The 17,173-nt window shown below is 67.3% G+C and carries 17 protein-coding genes; 8 read left to right on the top strand and 9 right to left on the bottom strand.

Annotation, left to right across the window (positions count from 1 at the left end):
- Positions 1-93: 93 nt before the first annotated feature.
- From DFO63_RS10405 to DFO63_RS10390, 4 genes are all read left to right on the top strand, one after another.
- Complete coding sequence (locus tag DFO63_RS10405; protein WP_119006852.1) at positions 94-969, top strand: tryptophan 2,3-dioxygenase family protein; 876 nt, start codon at positions 94-96, stop codon at positions 967-969.
- A 181-nt stretch (positions 970-1,150) separates the two neighbouring features.
- Positions 1,151-2,650 carry an oligopeptide:H+ symporter gene (locus DFO63_RS10400; RefSeq protein WP_119006851.1) on the top strand — a complete coding sequence of 500 codons (1,500 nt, stop codon included), beginning with the start codon at positions 1,151-1,153 and terminating at the stop codon, positions 2,648-2,650.
- 19 nt (positions 2,651-2,669) lie between these two features.
- Positions 2,670-3,275, top strand: coding sequence for a thioredoxin family protein (locus DFO63_RS10395; protein WP_119006850.1), 606 nt, complete (start codon positions 2,670-2,672; stop codon positions 3,273-3,275).
- Positions 3,276-3,477: 202 nt separating this feature from the next.
- On the top strand, positions 3,478-4,617 hold the full coding sequence (locus DFO63_RS10390) for a hypothetical protein (protein WP_119006849.1): 1,140 nt from the start codon (positions 3,478-3,480) through the stop codon (positions 4,615-4,617).
- 81 nt (positions 4,618-4,698) lie between these two features.
- Here DFO63_RS10390 and DFO63_RS10385 read toward each other — a convergent pair whose 3' ends face one another.
- A complete protein-coding gene (locus DFO63_RS10385) occupies positions 4,699-5,193 on the bottom strand; it encodes a MarR family winged helix-turn-helix transcriptional regulator (RefSeq protein WP_042359011.1) in 495 nt (164 codons plus the stop codon).
- 129 nt (positions 5,194-5,322) lie between these two features.
- On the opposite strand from DFO63_RS10385, the gene hppD reads away from it, so the two are divergent.
- Entirely contained in the window at positions 5,323-6,435 is a 1,113-nt protein-coding gene (hppD, locus tag DFO63_RS10380; protein ID WP_014038757.1) for a 4-hydroxyphenylpyruvate dioxygenase, read from the top strand.
- Between the two features lie 103 nt (positions 6,436-6,538).
- A complete protein-coding gene (gene hmgA / locus DFO63_RS10375; RefSeq protein ID WP_119006848.1) occupies positions 6,539-7,846 on the top strand; it encodes a homogentisate 1,2-dioxygenase in 1,308 nt (435 codons plus the stop codon).
- 128 nt (positions 7,847-7,974) lie between these two features.
- On the opposite strand, the gene DFO63_RS10370 is transcribed toward hmgA, so the two are convergent.
- Positions 7,975-8,523: a hypothetical protein gene (locus DFO63_RS10370; protein WP_119006847.1), complete on the bottom strand. Its 549-nt coding sequence runs from the start codon at positions 8,521-8,523 to the stop codon at positions 7,975-7,977.
- Positions 8,524-8,648: 125 nt separating this feature from the next.
- Here DFO63_RS10370 and DFO63_RS10365 point away from each other — a divergent pair, with 125 nt between their 5' ends.
- Together DFO63_RS10365 and DFO63_RS10360 are read left to right on the top strand one after the other, a co-directional pair.
- Positions 8,649-9,263: a hypothetical protein gene (locus DFO63_RS10365; protein ID WP_119006846.1), complete on the top strand. Its 615-nt coding sequence runs from the start codon at positions 8,649-8,651 to the stop codon at positions 9,261-9,263.
- Between the two features lie 73 nt (positions 9,264-9,336).
- A complete protein-coding gene (locus DFO63_RS10360; protein WP_119006845.1) occupies positions 9,337-10,302 on the top strand; it encodes a sodium:calcium antiporter in 966 nt (321 codons plus the stop codon).
- An 89-nt stretch (positions 10,303-10,391) separates the two neighbouring features.
- Here DFO63_RS10360 and DFO63_RS10355 read toward each other — a convergent pair whose 3' ends face one another.
- From DFO63_RS10355 to DFO63_RS10325, 7 genes are all read right to left on the bottom strand, one after another.
- Positions 10,392-10,781, bottom strand: a complete 390-nt coding sequence (locus DFO63_RS10355; protein ID WP_049401677.1) for a Na+/H+ antiporter subunit G — start codon at positions 10,779-10,781, stop codon at positions 10,392-10,394.
- On the bottom strand, positions 10,778-11,062 hold the full coding sequence (locus tag DFO63_RS10350) for a K+/H+ antiporter subunit F (protein WP_006399171.1): 285 nt from the start codon (positions 11,060-11,062) through the stop codon (positions 10,778-10,780). Before DFO63_RS10350 ends, DFO63_RS10355 begins: the two co-directional genes overlap by 4 nt.
- The gene (locus DFO63_RS10345) at positions 11,059-11,565 is read right to left on the bottom strand and encodes a Na+/H+ antiporter subunit E (protein WP_014038751.1); all 507 of its coding nucleotides are present in this window, start codon (positions 11,563-11,565) and stop codon (positions 11,059-11,061) included. Before DFO63_RS10345 ends, DFO63_RS10350 begins: the two co-directional genes overlap by 4 nt.
- Positions 11,562-13,097, bottom strand: a complete 1,536-nt coding sequence (locus DFO63_RS10340; RefSeq protein WP_119006844.1) for a monovalent cation/H+ antiporter subunit D — start codon at positions 13,095-13,097, stop codon at positions 11,562-11,564. Before DFO63_RS10340 ends, DFO63_RS10345 begins: the two co-directional genes overlap by 4 nt.
- Complete coding sequence (locus DFO63_RS10335) at positions 13,094-13,486, bottom strand: Na+/H+ antiporter subunit C (protein ID WP_014038749.1); 393 nt, start codon at positions 13,484-13,486, stop codon at positions 13,094-13,096. The genes DFO63_RS10340 and DFO63_RS10335 overlap by 4 nt, the downstream gene beginning before the upstream one ends.
- Positions 13,486-16,317 carry a monovalent cation/H+ antiporter subunit A gene (locus tag DFO63_RS10330; RefSeq protein ID WP_049443920.1) on the bottom strand — a complete coding sequence of 944 codons (2,832 nt, stop codon included), beginning with the start codon at positions 16,315-16,317 and terminating at the stop codon, positions 13,486-13,488. Before DFO63_RS10330 ends, DFO63_RS10335 begins: the two co-directional genes overlap by 1 nt.
- Positions 16,318-16,650: 333 nt before the next feature.
- Positions 16,651-17,136, bottom strand: a complete 486-nt coding sequence (locus DFO63_RS10325) for an Mpo1-like protein (RefSeq protein WP_101766200.1) — start codon at positions 17,134-17,136, stop codon at positions 16,651-16,653.
- Positions 17,137-17,173 lie beyond the last annotated feature (37 nt).

The raw sequence follows: 17,173 nt of genomic DNA, 5'->3' as shown, positions 1-17,173 counted from the left end.
CTCCACGACCAACCGCACGCCCCGGTATGGACCCGGCGGCTGCCAGCGCGGCGGCAACGCGCTACCCTTGCCGCCCCCGATCTGGTCCCGCCCATGTCCGTCGACAACAACCAACGCGATCTCGAAGCCGGCATCCACACCGACCTGCAGGGACGCCTGACCTACGGCGGCTACCTGCGGCTGGACCAGCTGCTCAGCGCGCAGCAGCCGCTGTCCAGCCCGCCGCACCACGACGAGATGCTCTTCATCATCCAGCACCAGACCTCGGAGCTGTGGCTGAAGCTGCTCGGCCACGAACTGCGCGCGGCGATCGGCTTCCTGCAGCGCGATGAAGTCTGGCAGTGCCGCAAGGTGCTGGCGCGCAGCAAGCAGGTGCTGCGCCAGCTCACCGAGCAGTGGTCGGTGCTGGAAACGCTGACCCCGTCCGAATACATGGGTTTCCGCGACGTGCTGGGCCCGTCTTCGGGCTTCCAGTCGCTGCAGTACCGCTACATCGAGTTCCTGCTGGGCAACAAGAACGCGCAGATGCTGCAGGTGTTCGAGCACGACCCGGCCGGGCAGGCGCAGCTGCGCATCGTGCTGGAAGCGCCCAGCCTGTACGAGGAGTTCCTGAAGTACCTGGCCCGCTTCGGCCATGCCGTGCCGGCGGTGTACGAATCCCACGACTGGACCCAGCCGCATGTGGCCGACGACGCACTGCAGCCGGTCTTCGAGCGCATCTACCAGGACACCGACCGCTATTGGCGCGAGTACTCGCTGTGCGAGGACCTGGTGGACCTGGAGACCGCGTTCCAGCTGTGGCGATTCCGACACATGCGCACCGTGATGCGGGTGATCGGCTTCAAGCGCGGCACGGGCGGCTCGTCCGGCGTGGGCTTCCTGGCCAAGGCGCTGGAACTGACCTTCTTCCCCGAACTGTTCCAGGTGCGCACCAGCCTGCAGGCCGGGCCCCCGGCAGAACAGGCCTGATCCGTATTCAGCTTGGATCCCGGCCGGCGGCTGGATCGTTTCAGATGCAAGTTCAGGGAGCAGGCTGGCACCTGCCTCAAACGGCGTGTATTTGACGTGAACGCCAGAAGTCGGTGATCCTCGCGCGTTGCTCCAACTGCACATCGGACGTGCTCGTCATCCACCGAACCAGGAAATCCGCATGAGCGTAAACGCCACTGCGAACACCCCAGAGCCGGCGCTGCCGGACTTCAAGACCACGCTGGGCCACCCGCGCCCGTTGTGGATGCTGTTCATGACCGAGTTCTGGGAGCGCTTTGCGTTCTATGGCATCCGCTGGGCCTTGGTGCTGTACATCGTCGCCCAGTTCTACAACGGCAGCGCTGCCGGTGAAGGCGACGCCAGCCGCATCTACGGCGCCTACCTGGCCCTGGTGTATGCCGCAGCGATCTTCGGTGGCTACGTGGCCGACCGGGTACTGGGTTACCAGCGATCGATCCTGACCGGCGCGATCATCATGGCCACCGGCCTGTTCATGATCTCGCTGCCGCAGGAGCACATCTTCAAGCTCGGCCTGGCCACGATCATCGTCGGCAACGGCCTGTTCAAGCCCAACATCTCGACCATGGTCGGCAAGCTGTACGGGCTGAAGGACGAGCGCCGCGATTCGGGCTTCACCATCTTCTACATGGGCATCAACATCGGCGCGATGATCGCCCCGGTGCTGACCGAGTACCTGGCCCGCAAGGTGTTCGGTACCGACGCGATGCCGTCCTACAAGGTCGTGTTCATCGCCTCGGGCGTGGGCATGCTGATCTCGCTGGTGTGGTTCTACATCGGTCGTGCCGGCCTGAAGGGCATCGGTGCACCGCCGGCCGGCGCTGAAGGTTTCGGCCGCATCATCATGGTGCTGGCCGGTGCCGTGGTCGCCATCCCGGTCGCGTACTTCCTGCTGGCCACCGGCGCCACCGCGCTGGCCTGGATCCTGGGTGCGATGTTCACCGCGCTGGCCGTCCTGCTGCTGGTCGAGGGCATCCGCGAAGGCAAGGTGCAGCGCGACCGCGTGATCGCCATGCTGATCATCTTCGCCTTCAACGTGATGTTCTGGATGTTCTTCGAACAGGCTGGCAGCTCGTTCACCTTCCTGGCCGAGAACATCGTCAACCGCCAGTTCGGTGACTGGACCTTCCCGACCGCGTGGTTCCAGTCGGTCAACTCGGTGGCCATCATCACCCTGGCGCCGATCATCGCCTGGATCTGGGTGGCCATGGGCCGCGCCAATCCGTCCATTCCGCGCAAGTTCGGCCTGGGCCTGCTGTTCAACGGCGCTGCCTTCGCGCTGCTGATGTTCGCCCTGTCGCAGATGGTGGTGGACGGCAAGATCCCGTTCTGGACCCTGTTCATGGTCTACGTCATCCAGTCCGTGGGTGAGCTGTGCCTGTCGCCGATCGGCCTGTCGATGGTGACCAAGCTGGCCCCGGTGCGCCTGGTCGGTTTCGGCATGGGTGGCTGGTTCCTGTCCACCGGCATCGGCAACAACCTGTCGGGCATCTTCGCTGGCGTGGTCAGTGGTGAAGGCGGCATGACGGTCGAGTCGGCCCTGAAGGGGTATACCTTCGGGTTCTGGGCCCTGATCGGCTCCGGCGTGGTGCTGTTCCTGGTTGCCCCGCTGATCAACAAGCTGATGCACGGCGTCAAATGATGATGAGAGGGTAGAAGGCATGCGTAGCAAGCTCGGTACTGCGGTAGTGGTGGTCTGTGCGGCGCTGATCGGCGCCTGTTCCCAGCCGCAACCGCCTGCCGCTGCCGAGCCTACGCAACCCCTGGATACCCGACCCACCGAGCCACCGGTCGCTGACCCCAGCGAACCGGTGGCCTCGGGCAACACCCCGGTGGCGGCGGACATCGCCGCCATCGCCGGGCTCGGCGCGCAGTTCGACCCGGCCCGCGACCCCGCCGACGATCTGGCCACCGCCAAGGTGGAAGCCCAGCGCGGCAAGAAGCGCATCCTGCTGGAGGTCGGCAACGCCGCCTGCGATCGCTGCCAGGCGCTGGACGAGATGGTGGAAGGCAACGGCGACCTGCGCCGCTTCCGCGATGCCCACTACGTGTGGGTGAAGGTCAACGCCAGCGACGAACAGCCCAACGCTGCCTTCTTCGCCCAGTACCCGGTGATGGAACGTGACTACCCGTACCTGCTGGTGCTCGACGCCGATGGTGGCCTGCTGGTGTCGCAGGCGACCGGTGAGCTGCGCAAGGGCGAAGCTTTCCAGCCCGCACGGGTGACCGCCTTCCTCAAGCAGTGGGCGCCTGACAAACCGGAATAGGGTAGTGCCGGCCGCTGGCCGGCAGCTTCGGTGGGTGCCGAGCGTTGGTCGGCACTGATGTTGGGTCGCATCCACGCATGGCGTGGATCTACTGTGGTTGCGGTCACATTCCCGGAATCGGCATCTCAATATCGCACCGCGCTCGCCGTTACCGGCAAGGACCTCAGTCGACGCCCCGTCGACGCAACCTACCGGAACGCCCATGCACAGCGACCACGCCGAACGATTGCCCGAACCTGCCAGCGACCTGGCCGAGGGTGGGGCAGGCGAGGGCGTGACCCTGCCGCCGCAGGAGGCATTGCTGGATGACGCCGGTACCGGCGAGGACACCGTTGAACTGGCACCGCCGCGTCACCGGCTGCCGCAGATCGCGCTGCCCGACAACGTGGTGCTGAAGGGCGCGGTGCAGAAGCTGGTCGAGCAGAAATCGAGGCTCGATGCATTGGCTGCCGAAGGCCAGCTGGCCGGGTTGCTGCCGCCGGAATGGCAGGGTCATGGCGTACGCGCGATCGAACTGTCCACCTTCATCCAGGGCGTGTTGCCGTTCCTGCAGCCGGGCGAGCGGGGTGAGACCGCACCGGCGCGGCTGCCGGTACGCCACGTGCTCGGTGACGACAGCCGCTGGGGCCTGGAGGATGTCGCCGAACCGAAATCGCTGGCGTGGTACCTGGCCAGTGACGAACGCGCCACTGCCGGCAGCAAGGACGTCGCAGAAGCCTACCTGGTGGGTGCACTTGGCCTGGCGTGGATGCAGGAAGGGCGCAGCCGCCCCGGCTTCCTGCGTGCGATGGGCCAGGACAGCCTGGCCGCGCGGGTGACCATGCTCGGCTATCCGCCGGCCAACGAACTGGCGCTGTACAGCGTCACTGCGCACGGCCAGCCGCAGATCTGGTGCGTGCACGGTCGCCGCCGCATGCGCCCGCTGGTGGCGCCGTGGCTGAGCGTACCGCTGCTGACCGCCTACGGCGTGCCGGCTCCCGTCGCGTGGCCGTCCAGTTTCCCGCCGGTGGAGGCGGTTGCGGAGCTGCTGGCGACTGCTCGCCTCGGCCGCGCGCTGCCGGAAGTGGACCTGGGCAAGGTCGTGGCGAAGATCGCCGAAGATGCCGCGTCGGATGCCTGGCAACCGGTCAGCCTGCTGCAGCTCAACACCTGGTCACCCCGCTGGCACTTCTTCCTGGGCACCTTCGTCGGCCTGCCGTCGCTGCTGCTGGTGGCCGCGGCGCTGGCGCTGCCGGGGGCAGTCGAAGCCGCTACGGTTGCCGCCTCGCTGGGCTTCGCCGGCGGTGCCATCGCAGCGCTGGCCGTGCCGTGGATCCATGCACGGCGCAAGCACCTGAGCTGAAAAAAGGGGACGGAGGGGATTAAGTCGTATCACGCACACATGTGCTGATTACGACTTAATCCCCTCCGTCCCCTTTTTCTTTCAGACCCCTTCGCCCATCCGCTCCAGGCCTTCGCCGGCCAGGCGCAGGATCAGCTTCTCCAGCACCTGCTCTTCCTCGTCGCTCAGCACCGACATCAGCTTGCGGGTGATCTCGATCACCATCGGCGCGATGGTCTCGTACACCTCGAAACCCGCCGCCGACAGCGCCAGCACCGAGCGGCGGCGGTCGTCGCCGTGGGTCTCGCGCTTGATGAAGCCGCGCTCCAGCAGGCGGGCCACGGCACGGCTGACCGCCACCTTGTCCATCGCCGTGCGGTCGGAGACCTCGCTGGCCGACGAGCCCGGGTACAGCGCCAGGATGGTGATCACCCGCCACTCGGGGATCGCCAGACCGTAGCGATCACCGTAGAGCTTGGCGATGTTGCCGCTGACCCGGTTGGACAGCACGCTCAGCCGGTACGGCAGGAACTGTTCCAGGTCGAGCAGGACGTGCGAGGCACGCAGGCGGGTCGAAACGGGATCGGCGGGGCTCATGTTGCGGTGCACCTTGCTGGTGGTTTCAAGTGTAACTATAAGGGGTGGGTCCAGACCCTGCATTCTCGCCGGGTCCCTACCTGCCCGCACCTGGTTTGTACCGATGCGGTACCGATTCGGAGCCACGCCATGAATACCGCAGTCCCGACCGCCTCGCATCCCAACCCCGGCATGCAGGTCACCACCTTCGAGAACCCGATGGGCATCGACGGCTTCGAGTTCGTCGAATTCGCCGCCCCGGCCGGCCGTGGCCAGGAGCTGCACGAGTACTTCCGGAAGATGGGCTTCAGCGCGGTGCTCAAGCACAAGCAGCGTCCGATTACCGTCTATCGCCAGGGCGACGTCAACTTCCTGGTCAATGAAGACCCGGATTCGTTCGCCTCGGACTTCGCCGAAAAGCACGGCCCGTGCGCCTGCGGCTTCGCCATCCGCTTCAAGAAGCCGGGCGCGGAGGTCTACCAGACCGCGCTGGGCAACGGCGCCGAAGCCATCGCCTTCAAGCCGGACAGCAAGGCGGTCAGCGCGCCGGTCATCAAGGGCATCGGCGATTGCATGCTGTACCTGGTCGACCGCTACGGCAGCGCCGGCAGCATCTTCGACGGCGACTACGAGCCGATCGCCGGCGCCGACCTGCACCCGGTGGGCTTCGGCCTGACCTTCATCGACCACCTGACCCACAACCTGTACTTCGGCAACATGCAGCAGTGGTCGGACTACTACGAGCGTCTGTTCAACTTCCGCGAGATCCGCTACTTCGACATCAAGGGCCTGAAGACCGGCCTGGTGTCCAAGGCGATGACCGCGCCGGACGGCATCGTGCGCATCCCGCTGAACGAATCGTCCGACCCGAAGAGCCAGATCAACGAGTACCTGGACGCGTACAAGGGCGAGGGCATCCAGCACATCGCCTGCTTCACCGAGAACATCTACGAGACCGTCGAAGCGATGCGCGCGCAGGGCGTGGACTTCCTCGACACGCCGGAGACCTACTTCGACGTGATCGACCAGCGCGTGCCGAACCACGGTGAAGACGTGGCGCGCCTGGCGAAGAACAAGATCCTGATCGATGCCGATCCGGAAACCCACCAGCGCAAGCTGCTGCAGATCTTCACCCAGAACTGCATCGGCCCGATCTTCTTCGAGATCATCCAGCGCAAGGGCAACGAAGGCTTCGGCGAAGGCAACTTCACCGCGCTGTTCGAAAGCATCGAGCGCGACCAGATCCGCCGCGGCGTGCTGTAACGTTCAACGGTAGCGCCGGGTCAAGCCCGGCGCCTGCTCATCTGTAGAGCCGAGCCATGCTCGGCTGCTTTCCGTTCCGGTCCCGCCGTACCCAGGAGCCCTCATGTCCACCGCCCTCACCGCCCGCGGCTACCAGTCCGGTTTCGGCAACGAATTCGCCACCGAGGCCGTGGCCGGTGCACTGCCGGTCGGGCAGAACTCGCCGCAGAAGGTGGCCCACGGCCTGTACGCCGAACAGTTGACCGGCACCGCCTTCACCGCGCCGCGTGGCAGCAATCGCCGCAGTTGGTTGTACCGGATCCGCCCGGCGGTCACCCACGGCGAGTTCACCCCGTTCGCGCAGTCGCAGCTGCAGTGTGATTTCGGCGCACAGCCGGCCTCGCCGAACCAGCTGCGCTGGAGCCCGCTGCCGTTGCCGGAGCTGCCGACCGACTTCGTCGAAGGCCTGTACACCATGGGTGGCAACGGCTCGCCCGATGCGCATGCCGGCGTGGGCATCCACCTGTACGCGGCCAACCGCGACATGGTCGGCCGCTATTTCTACAACGCCGATGGCGAGCTGCTGATCGTGCCGCAACTGGGCGCGCTGCGCCTGCTGACCGAGCTGGGCGTGATCGAGATCGAGCCGCAACAGATCGCGGTGATCCCGCGCGGCGTGCGCTTCCGCGTCGAGTTGCCCGACGGCCCGAGCCGCGGTTACATCTGCGAGAACTACGGCGCGCTGCTGAAGCTGCCCGACCTCGGCCCGATCGGTTCCAACGGCCTGGCCAATCCGCGCGACTTCGAGACCCCGCATGCGGCGTTCGAGGATGTCGACGGTGATTTTGAACTGATCGCCAAGTTCGAGGGCCGCCTGTGGCGTGCGCCGATCGACCATTCGCCGCTGGACGTGGTGGCCTGGCACGGCAATTACGCGCCGTACCGCTACGACCTGCGCCGCTTCAACACCATCGGTTCGATCAGCTACGACCATCCGGACCCGTCGATCTTCCTGGTGCTGCATTCGCCCAGCGACACGCCCGGCACCAGCAACATGGACTTCGCGATCTTCCCGCCGCGCTGGCTGGTGGCGCAGAACACGTTCCGCCCGCCGTGGTTCCACCGCAACATTGCCAGCGAGTTCATGGGCCTGGTGCATGGTGCGTATGACGCCAAGGCAGAGGGCTTCGTGCCGGGCGGCGCGTCGCTGCACAACTGCATGAGCGGTCACGGCCCGGACGCGCCCACCTTCGACAAGGCGTCCAATGCGGACCTGTCCAAGGCGGACGTGATCAAGGACACGATGGCCTTCATGTTCGAAACCCGCGCGGTGATCCGTCCGACCGCGCAGGCCTTGGCGGCCGGCCATCGCCAGGGCGATTACCAGCAGTGCTGGAACGGCCTGCGCAACAACTACCGGTCGTCGCGCTAGCGTGGTGGGTGCCGACCTTGGTCGGCACGGATCCTGATCGCATCCACGCATGGCGTGGATCTACCGAAAGGCGGTCGTGAGGCAGTAGATCCACGCCATGCGTGGATGATTACCGCCGGAACCTGCGCTTACGCCGCTTCCGCGAACGCGTCGCAATGCTCCAGCGGCAGCGCTTCCAGCAGGCGTTGGCGCACGCGCTGGCAATAGCCCTCCGAGGTCAGCCCGGGCAGCATCTGCATGGCCGAGTGCAGCACCTGCAGTACTTCACTTTCGGCGCGCGCCTGCTGCAGGTCGCGGAACAGCGCCGCCGCCTGCGGATGGCGCTGCATTTCCAGGATGCCCAGCACGTAGATGCGCGCAGCTACCAGCGAGCGGCGGCGCTCCACTGCGGTGGCCGGAGTTGCCGCAGGTGCTGCGGCTGGTGGTGTGGGCGGAACCGGCGCTGCCGCGGGTGCCGGCGACGGCGGTGGGGCTGCGGCGGCGGTACCGGTGCTCAGGTAGCCGGCCTGCACCAGCTGGATGACCATGGCCGGCGCGTCCTGGCCGAGCAGGCCGGTCAGGTCGGCAATGCTGCGCTGGCCGTCGCACAGGATCAGCAACCGGCGCTGGCGCATGTCCAGCGGCGCGCGGTGGGCCTGCAGCGCGGTTCGGGCGAGATCGGTCTTGCGCGGTTGCATGGAAGGGACAGCCAAGTCGGTGCACGCCGAGCCTGAACGAGGGCGATGAAACGGCGATGACAATGCAGCATCTGCACGTGTGCTGCGCTAGCGTGCAGCTACCTTCGTGCCAGGGAACCGCACCGATGAAGCACCTTCCGATTGCCGGCCTTCTGCTGCTGTCACTCACCGCCTGCAACCGCAGTGCCGAGGCCCCGTCGCCGACCACCGCTGCCTCCAGTACGGGCGCCGCAGCCACGCCTGCACCGATGGCCCCGGCCGCCGAGCAGGGCCCGGCGCGCCTGGACGGATTCGCCGGCGCATCGCTGGGCGCCGGCATCGCCGAGGTCCGCAGTGGTTTTGGGACGCCGCTGCAGGGCCTGGGCACCGACGCCAGTGGCAAGCCGTTGCCGGCTGACGACGGTAACGACGGCTGTTATTTCCTGCGCCCGCAGGATGCCGAAGACCCCCGCCTGATGATCGAAGGCCGCAAGCTGGTGCGCTACGACGTGCGCAGCGCCGCCATCGCCGCACCGGGCGGCGGCAAGGTCGGCATGACCCTGGGCGAGCTGCAGGTGCTGTACCCCGAGCGCGGTGACGTCGGCCCTGACAAGTACGACGAGAAGGCCCAGCACCTGCGCGTGCGTCCGGTGCAGGAGGGTGGGGCGGTGATCGACTTCGCGCTCGGTGCCGATGGCCGGGTGGGTGCCTGGCGCGTCGGGCAGACCCCGCAGGTCGATTATGTGGAAGGCTGTGGCTGATCCTTGATCCACGGCCCAGCCATGCGCGCGGGGCCAGCGTAGAATCGCGCCACGACCGCTGGGGGAGTGCTCGATGATCGCCATTGCCATTGCCTGGTTCCTGCTCGGCCTGCTGTTGCTGGCGCTGGGCGGGGACTCCATCGTCAAGGCCGTGTCCGGCCTGGCCCAGCGCTTCGGGGCCAGCCCGTTCACGGCCGGACTGCTGCTGCTCGGGGTGACCACCTCGTTGCCGGAACTGGCGGTCAACGCGCGCGCGCTGGCGGTGGGCCAACCCGAGCTGGCGCTGGGCAATGCCGTCGGCAGCAGCATCGTCAACCTGGGCTTGACCCTGGCGCTGGCGGCGATTGCCGCGCCGCTGCTGCTGCGCGCGCGCCTGCAGACGGTGCTGTGGTGGTCGCTGCTGGCGGCTGGCGTGCTGCTGATCCTGTTCGGGCTGGATGGTCGCCTGGCGCGCTGGGAAGGCGGCGTGCTGGTGGCAGGCTTCATCGTCGTGCAGGTGCTGCTGCTGCGCCGTGGCCGTAGCGAGAGCGCCGAGGTGCAGGCGGCCATCGCCGAATCCGCGCTGAGCCGCACCAGCCTGCCGTTGAACGTGCTGCGGGTGCTGATTGCTGCGCTGACGCTGTACTGGGGCGCGCGCCTGGTGGTGGGTGCGGCAGCGGACTTCGGTGCCGCGTTGGGCTGGACGCCGCTGCTGGTCGGCCTGCTGCCGGTGGCGATCGGCACCGCATTGCCCGAGGTCGCGACGGCCATCGCCGCCGCGCGTCGCGGTCACGGCGACATGGTGCTGGGCCACGTGCTGGGCTCCAGCGTGGTCAACCTGCTGCTGGTGATCGGTGCGATGGCGATGCTGCAGCCGTTGGCGCTGCCGGCCTCGTTCGTGCGCCTGGAACTGCCGGCGCTGCTGGCGTTCGCGCTGGTGCTGTACCCGATGCTGCGCGGCGACCTGAAGATCAGCCGCAGCGAAGGCGGAATCCTGCTGGTCGCCTTCGTCGGCTGGTTCGTGCTGGAACTGCTGCTGGTGGGCGCACCGGCGTTGTAGATCCACGCCATGCGTGTGGATGCGGTCGATTTCGTGCCGACCAACGGTCGGCACCCACCGGGCGTCACCCTGCCGGCCAGCGGCCGGCACTACCGATTCTGCGTGGTCTCTTCTTCCCGCACCGGTTCCGGCGGCGGCAGCTGCTCTTCGGCGGCCGGTTCGTTGCCCGGCAGGCTGGGGCGGGTTTCCATCAGCAGTGACAGCGCGGCCTTCGCCATCATGTGGGCGCTGATCGGCGCGGTGATGAACAGGAACACGGTGATCAGCAGCTCGCGCGGCTGCGGGTCCTGGCCGAGGAAGATGTGGTAGCACACCGAACACACCAGCACGCAGCCCACGCCCAGCGTGCTGGCCTTGGTCGGTGCATGCAGGCGCTTGAAGAAGGTGGACAGCTTCACCAGCCCCAGCGCGCCGACCAGGATGAAGAAGCAGCCGAACAGCAGCAGGATCGACAGGCCGATCTGGATCGCGGTGATCATTCGACGATATCCCGGCGCAGCACGAACTTGCTCAGCACCACGGTGCTGCCGAAGCCGAGCATGGCGATGACCAGTGCGGCTTCGAAGTAGATCGCGGAGTTGAGGTACATGCCGAACAGCATCAGCTCGGCGATGGCGGTCACCGACAGGGTGTCCAGTGCGAGGATGCGGTCGGGTACGGTCGGCCCGCGCAGCAGGCGCCAGGTGGCCAGCAGCATGGCCAGGCCGACCACGTGCATGCATACCACCAGCGTGGTCTGGATGATCTGGAATCCAGTCATGGGAAGATCTCCATCAACGGCGCCTCGTAGCGGCGCTTGATCGTATCGATCAGGTCCTGTGGGTCCTCCAGGTGCAGCACGTGCACCAGCAGGAACTTGCGGTCGTCGCTGAGCGCGGCCGAGACCGTGCCCGGGGTCAGGGTGATCATGCTGGTCAGCGCGGCGATGCCGTGGATGTTGGCGATGTCCAGCGGCAACCAGATGAAACCCGGGTGGATGTTCTTCTCCGGGCCCAGTACCTGGATCGCCACGCGGATGTTGGACATCAGGATGTCCCACAGGGTCACGCACAGCAGTTTCGGCAACGGGCGCAGCGTGCCGATGCGGGCGAACTCGCGGTCCAGGCGTGCGGCGAACAGCGGCACCACCACGCCCAGCAGCAGGCCCAGCACGATCTGGCCGAGGGTGAAGCTGTCGGACATCAGCAGCCAGAACGCCACCACCATGATGCTGAGCATCGGCGAGGGAATCAGGCGACGGAACAGGGAGCGCTGGGCGGTCATGGCTGGCGGATCTCCGGTGCGGTCGCGCGCAGCTGCTGCACGTACTCGCTGGGTTGCAGCAGCTGTGCAGCGGTGGCGTCGGTGTAGCGCATCAGCGGCGCGGCGGCCAGGGTCATGCCGATGCCGTAGGCCAGCAGGATGCAGGCGGCGTACAGCTCGACCCTTCGCAGGCGCGCCTTGCGCGGCTTCGGTGCATCGGCCTCGACCGGCGGCACACGCCAGAACAGGCGGATGCCACCACGGGTCAGGCCCATGATCACCAGCAGGCTGCTGACCAGCACCGCGGTCCACACCGGTCCGGTGTACTGCGCCGGCATGCCGGCCAGCAGCGCGGTCTTGGCCAGGAAGCCGGACAGCGGCGGCAGGCCAGCCACCGACACCGCGCCGATCAGGAACAGCACCGCCGGCGTTTCCTTGCCCGGCATCGGTGCCACCACTTCCTTGCGGTCGCTGGCGCCACCGCGGCGGCGGCGGATCAGGTCGGCAATCAGGAACAGCGCGGCGGCGACGAAGCTGCTGTGCGGCAGGTAGTACAGGCCGGCCGAGAGCACCTTTGGCGTGCCCACCGAGAAGGCGATGAACAGCGTGGCCGCCGACACGATCACCAGGTACGAGATCAGCACGCGCAGGCGGGTCGCGGCCAGGGCGCCGAGGCCACCCAGCACCAGCGTGGCCACACCGGCCCACAGCAGCCAGTCGCGGCCGTAGCCGGCCATCGCGCCGGCGTCGTCGCCGAACCACAGCATCTGGATGCGCAGCACCGAATACAGGCCGACCTTGGTCATGATCGCGAACAGCGCGGCCACGGCCGCCGGTGCACGCGAATAGGCTTCCGGCAGCCACAGGTACAGCGGCATCAGCGCGGCCTTTGCGCAGAACACCAGCAGCAACAGGCCCATCGTCGCCTTCACCAGGGTCAGCTGCGCCGGCGGCACCTCGGCGATGCGCTGCGAGAGCTCGGCCATGTTCAGCGAACCCAGCGAGGCGTACAGCAGGCCCAGCGCGATCAGGAACAGGGTCGAGGCGGTGACGTTGAACACCACGTAATGCAGGCCGATGCGCATGCGCAGGCCGCGGCCGCCACTGAGCAGCAGGCCGTAGGAGGCGATCAGCATCACCTCGAAGAACACGAACAGGTTGAAAATGTCGCCGGTCAGGAACGCACCGTTGAGGCCGACCAGCTGGAACTGGAACAGGGCATGGAAGTGCGGTGCGCGCCGGTCCCAGCCCGAGCAGGCATGCAGCAGGCAGGGAATGGCCAGCAGCAGGGTGGTCAGCAGCATCCATGCCGACAGCCGGTCGGCCACCAGCGCGATGCCCAGCCGCGACGGCCAGTCGCCCAGCAGGTAGACGTTGATGTCACCGCTGGCGGTGGTGGCGAACAGCAGGCCCACCGCCAGCGCCAGCGCCGACAGCGAGGTCCAGGCCACCGCGCGCTGCACCCTGGGGCCATAGCGGCGGTGTTCGACGAACAGCGACAGCGCAGCACCCAGCAGCGGAATCAGGATCGGCAGGATCACCAGGTGGTTCATGCGCGGTCCTCGCCCTGGCGCGGCGGCACACCCTCATCCTGCAGGTCGTCATCCGGCTCGTGGGCGTCCACGTGGTCGCTGTGGTTGTCGCTGCGGCTGCGCATGGCCAGCACGATGCTCACGGCGGTCATCGCGAAGGCGATCACGATCGCGGTCAGCACCAGCGCCTGCGGCAGCGGATCGGTGTAGTTGCCGAGGTGGCTGTCCACGCCCTCCTGCAGCACCGGCGCCTTGCCCAGCACCACGCGGCCACCGGCGAAGATCAGCAGGTTGGTCGCATAGGACAGGAAGGTCATGCCGAGGATCACGTCGAAGCTGCGCGCACGCAGCAGCAGGTAAACGCCGATGGCGGTCAGCACGCCGATCGCGGAGGCCAGGGCCAGTTCCATCAGTGCATCTCCCCGGTGCGTGCCGAGCGGCGTTGCAGGTCGATCTCGCCCTTGCGCGCGGTGCGGGTACGAGAGGGTTTCACGGTGGCCATCATCGACAGCATCAGCATCGCGCCACCGAACACCACCAGATACACGCCGATATCGAAGCCGATCGCGCTGGCCAGCGGCACGTCGCCGATCAGCGGCAGGTGCAGGTCGAGGTGGCCGCTGGTCAGGAACGGCACGCCGAACAGCATCGACGCGCTGCCGCTGAGGATGGCGATCAGCAGGCCCATGCCGATGCAGCGGATGTAGTCGAAGCCGAAGCGCGATTCCACCGATGCGGTGCCCTGGATCACGTACTGGATCAGCAGCGGCACCGCCAGCACCAGGCCGGCGATGAAGCCGCCGCCCGGCGCGTTGTGGCCGCGCAGGAACAGGAAGATCGACACGGTCAGGGTCAGCGGGAACATGATCTGCGCCAGGTCGGCCGGCACCGGCAGCTTGATCGGCGGGCCGGGCATGATCTGCTCAGGTGCCATCCGCGTGCGCCGCAGCAGGGCATGGACCACCAGCGCGGCGATGCCGAACACGGTGATCTCGCCGAAGGTATCGAAGCCGCGGAAGTCGACCAGGATCACGTTGACCACGTTCTGGCCGTAGGCCTCGGGCAGCGCCCGGCCCAGCAGTTCGCCGGCCATCGTGTTCGGCGGAAGGGTCATCGCGGAGTACGCCAGCGCGCCAAGGCCGGCACCGGCGATGATCGCGATCACCGCGTCACGGCGCTTGCGCCAGCGCGGCCGCTCCGGCCCGGACTGCGCAGGCAGGTAGTTCATGCCCAGCAGCATCAGCACCAGGGTCACCATCTCCACCAGCAGCTGGGTCAGGGCCAGGTCCGGCGCGGACAGGAACACGAAGGTCAGCGCCACCATCAGGCCGACGCCGCCGACCAGCAGCACCGCCAGCAGGCGCTGCTTGTAGACGCGCAGGGTGGCGACCGCGCAGGCCATCATCACCAGCCACAGTGCCCAGCCCAGCAGCGGAATCGGCTGCGGTGCGGTCCAGTTCGGCGAGGCCGGGTTGGCCACGAACGGCGCGGCGGCGACCACGATCGCCACCAGCACCAGGCCCAGCAGCATGCGCTGCAGGCTGCCATTGGCGATGCCGTTGGTCAGGCGCATGGCGAGCGCGGAGATCGCATCCAGCTGCGCATGGAACACGTTGCGGCCGGTGGTGCGGGTTTCCACGCCGTGCAGGTTGATCAGCTTGCGCAGGCCGAAGTACAGCGCCACGCCGCCGACCACGCCGATCGCGCTCATCGCCAGCGGCAGGTTGAAGCCGTGCCATACCGCCAGGCTGTACTCGGGCATGGCATTGCCGAGGATCGAGGCCGCGGCGGCATGCAGCACCGGCGCCACGGTCAGCGCCGGGGCCACGCCCACCGCAATGCAGATCACCACCAGCAGTTCCACCGGCACCTTCATCCAGCGCGGCGGCTCATGCGGCACGCGGTCGAGGTCGTGCGGGCCGGGGCCGAAGAAGGTGTCGTGCACGAAGCGGAGGCTGTAGGCCACGCCGAACACACCGGCCAGCAGCGCCGCGATCGATACGGCCGTGCGCATCGCGCCTGGGCCGCCGCCAGCGGTCAGCGCTTCGGCGAACAGCATTTCCTTGGACAGGAAACCGTTGAGCAACGGGATGCCGGCCATCGCCAGCGAGGCGATGATCGCCAGCGCGCTGGTGAACGGCATCAGCCTGCGCAGGCCTCCCAGCTTGCGCATGTCACGGGTGCCGGTCTCGTGGTCGATGATGCCGGCGGCCATGAACAGCGAGGCCTTGAAGGTGGCGTGGTTGAGGATGTGGAACACGCCGGCCACGACTGCCATCGGCGTGGACAGGCCGAACAGCAGGGTGATCAGGCCCAGGTGGGAAATGGTCGAGTACGCCAGCAGGCCTTTCAGGTCGTGCTGGAAGATCGCGTTCCAGGCACCGATCAGCAGGGTCAGCGCGCCGATGCCGCTGACCGTGTAGAAGAACAGGTCGCTGCCGGCCAGTGCCGGATGCAGGCGCGCCAGCAGGAACACGCCGGCCTTCACCATGGTGGCCGAGTGCAGGTAGGCCGAGACCGGGGTCGGCGCCGCCATCGCGTGCGGCAGCCAGAAGTGGAACGGGAACTGCGCGCTCTTGGTGAAGATGCCGGCCAGCACCAGGAACAGGGCGTAGGGGTACAGCGCGCTGGCGCGGATCTGCTCGCCGGCGGCCAGCACCACGTCCAGGTCGAAGCTGCCGACGATGCGGCCGATCAGCAGCACGCCACCGAGCAGGGCCAGGCCACCGCCGCCGGTGATCACCAGCGCCATGCGCGCGCCTTCGCGGGCGTCCTGGCGGTGCGACCAGAAGCCGATCAGCAGGAACGAGCTGATGCTGGTCATTTCCCAGAAGATCATCAGCAACAGCAGGTTGCCCGACAGCACCATGCCCAGCATGGCGCCCATGAACAGCAGCAGGTAGCAGTAGAAGCGGTGCGCGTTGTCCTGCTGGCTCAGATAGTAGCGCGCATACAGCACCACCAGCGCGCCGATGCCGAGCACCAGCCCGGCGAACATCCAGGCCAGGCCGTCCAGGCGCAGGGTGAAGTCCAGGCCGATCTGCGGCAGCCAGGGCACCAGGGTGCGGACCACCTGGCCATCGAGCACCGACGGGGTCAGCCAGCCGAGGATGGCCAGCCCGCCCAACGGCGCCAGCGCCGCCAGCCAGGCAGCAGTCGAGCGCGAACTACGGGGGAAGGCCGCAACAGCCGCTGCCATCAGGAACGGCAGGGCCAGCAGCAGGGGCAGGCTGGGGAGCATGCAGGGAATCCATGATTCACGAGCAGGTCAGGGAGGATAACAGGCTGCGAAATGTCGCCGAAACCCATCGAACAGCGATCAATTGCATGTAACGTTCGCTGATTCATTTTTTCTGCGGCGCAACATCACGTTCCTGCATCACTTCCCTGGTTGCCCTCGGGGGACACCCTACGCCCACGCAGGGAGACCGCAGGCCCTGTCGCACAGGGGCTGCCGTCGACGGGCGGGCGATGGGGAGCGGATCACCGGCGCAGGCTGGCAGGGCTCCCGTGGACTACGGGTGACGGAATCCGCCCGTTCAGGAAACGACGGCCGCTGTCGGCCGCCGCCAGGTCAGTAGCGCCAGTCAAGCTTGCGGTAGAACTTGGCCATCACCCAGGCCGGTCCGATCAGCAGATAGGTCAGGTCGGTCAGGAAGCTGGGCTTGCGGCCCTCGAACTTGTGGCCGATGAACTGCGCGATCCAGGCCACCACGAACACGCCCACTGCCAGCCAGCGCAGGGCATGCAGGCCGATCTCGGCCTCCAGCAGCCGGCACAGGCAGCCGAACACGAAGAACTGGATGAGCATGCCGATGCCCAGCGGGCGCGACAGCTTGTTGTAGAAGCACCAGGCGCTGAACATCGCGAACGCCGACCAGATGCCGTACTGGAACCAGGTGATCAGCGGCGGCAGGCACCACAGCAGGGCCACCACCGACCACAGGATCGCCGGGACCGCCACCACGTGGATGCGCTGGTTGATCACATTGCGGTGGTCGTCGGAGTAGCTGGCGAAATAGCGGTCGATCGGCCGCGCAAGCTCGGTGGATGTCTGCATGCGGCCAGCATACTCCCGCCGGGCCCGTCAGTAGAGC

It is taken from the genome of Stenotrophomonas sp. AG209 (assembly GCF_003550055.1).
GTDB lineage: Bacteria > Pseudomonadota > Gammaproteobacteria > Xanthomonadales > Xanthomonadaceae > Stenotrophomonas.
Note: the sequence above shows the minus strand (reverse complement) of the source record. Positions and strands in the feature narration are given on the sequence as shown.

Bases quoted from the DNA above. Each gene is read 5' to 3' on its own strand.
- DFO63_RS10405 (WP_119006852.1), top strand. From the start codon at position 94: ATGTCCGTCGACAACAACCAACGCGATCTCGAAGCCGGCATCCACACC.
- DFO63_RS10400 (WP_119006851.1), top strand. From the start codon at position 1,151: ATGAGCGTAAACGCCACTGCGAACACCCCAGAGCCGGCGCTGCCGGAC.
- DFO63_RS10395 (WP_119006850.1), top strand. From the start codon at position 2,670: ATGCGTAGCAAGCTCGGTACTGCGGTAGTGGTGGTCTGTGCGGCGCTG.
- DFO63_RS10390 (WP_119006849.1), top strand. From the start codon at position 3,478: ATGCACAGCGACCACGCCGAACGATTGCCCGAACCTGCCAGCGACCTG.
- DFO63_RS10385 (WP_042359011.1), bottom strand. From the start codon at position 5,193: ATGAGCCCCGCCGATCCCGTTTCGACCCGCCTGCGTGCCTCGCACGTC.
- hppD (WP_014038757.1), top strand. From the start codon at position 5,323: ATGAATACCGCAGTCCCGACCGCCTCGCATCCCAACCCCGGCATGCAG.
- hmgA (WP_119006848.1), top strand. From the start codon at position 6,539: ATGTCCACCGCCCTCACCGCCCGCGGCTACCAGTCCGGTTTCGGCAAC.
- DFO63_RS10370 (WP_119006847.1), bottom strand. From the start codon at position 8,523: ATGCAACCGCGCAAGACCGATCTCGCCCGAACCGCGCTGCAGGCCCAC.
- DFO63_RS10365 (WP_119006846.1), top strand. From the start codon at position 8,649: ATGAAGCACCTTCCGATTGCCGGCCTTCTGCTGCTGTCACTCACCGCC.
- DFO63_RS10360 (WP_119006845.1), top strand. From the start codon at position 9,337: ATGATCGCCATTGCCATTGCCTGGTTCCTGCTCGGCCTGCTGTTGCTG.
- DFO63_RS10355 (WP_049401677.1), bottom strand. From the start codon at position 10,781: ATGATCACCGCGATCCAGATCGGCCTGTCGATCCTGCTGCTGTTCGGC.
- DFO63_RS10350 (WP_006399171.1), bottom strand. From the start codon at position 11,062: ATGACTGGATTCCAGATCATCCAGACCACGCTGGTGGTATGCATGCAC.
- DFO63_RS10345 (WP_014038751.1), bottom strand. From the start codon at position 11,565: ATGACCGCCCAGCGCTCCCTGTTCCGTCGCCTGATTCCCTCGCCGATG.
- DFO63_RS10340 (WP_119006844.1), bottom strand. From the start codon at position 13,097: ATGAACCACCTGGTGATCCTGCCGATCCTGATTCCGCTGCTGGGTGCT.
- DFO63_RS10335 (WP_014038749.1), bottom strand. From the start codon at position 13,486: ATGGAACTGGCCCTGGCCTCCGCGATCGGCGTGCTGACCGCCATCGGC.
- DFO63_RS10330 (WP_049443920.1), bottom strand. From the start codon at position 16,317: ATGCTCCCCAGCCTGCCCCTGCTGCTGGCCCTGCCGTTCCTGATGGCA.
- DFO63_RS10325 (WP_101766200.1), bottom strand. From the start codon at position 17,136: ATGCAGACATCCACCGAGCTTGCGCGGCCGATCGACCGCTATTTCGCC.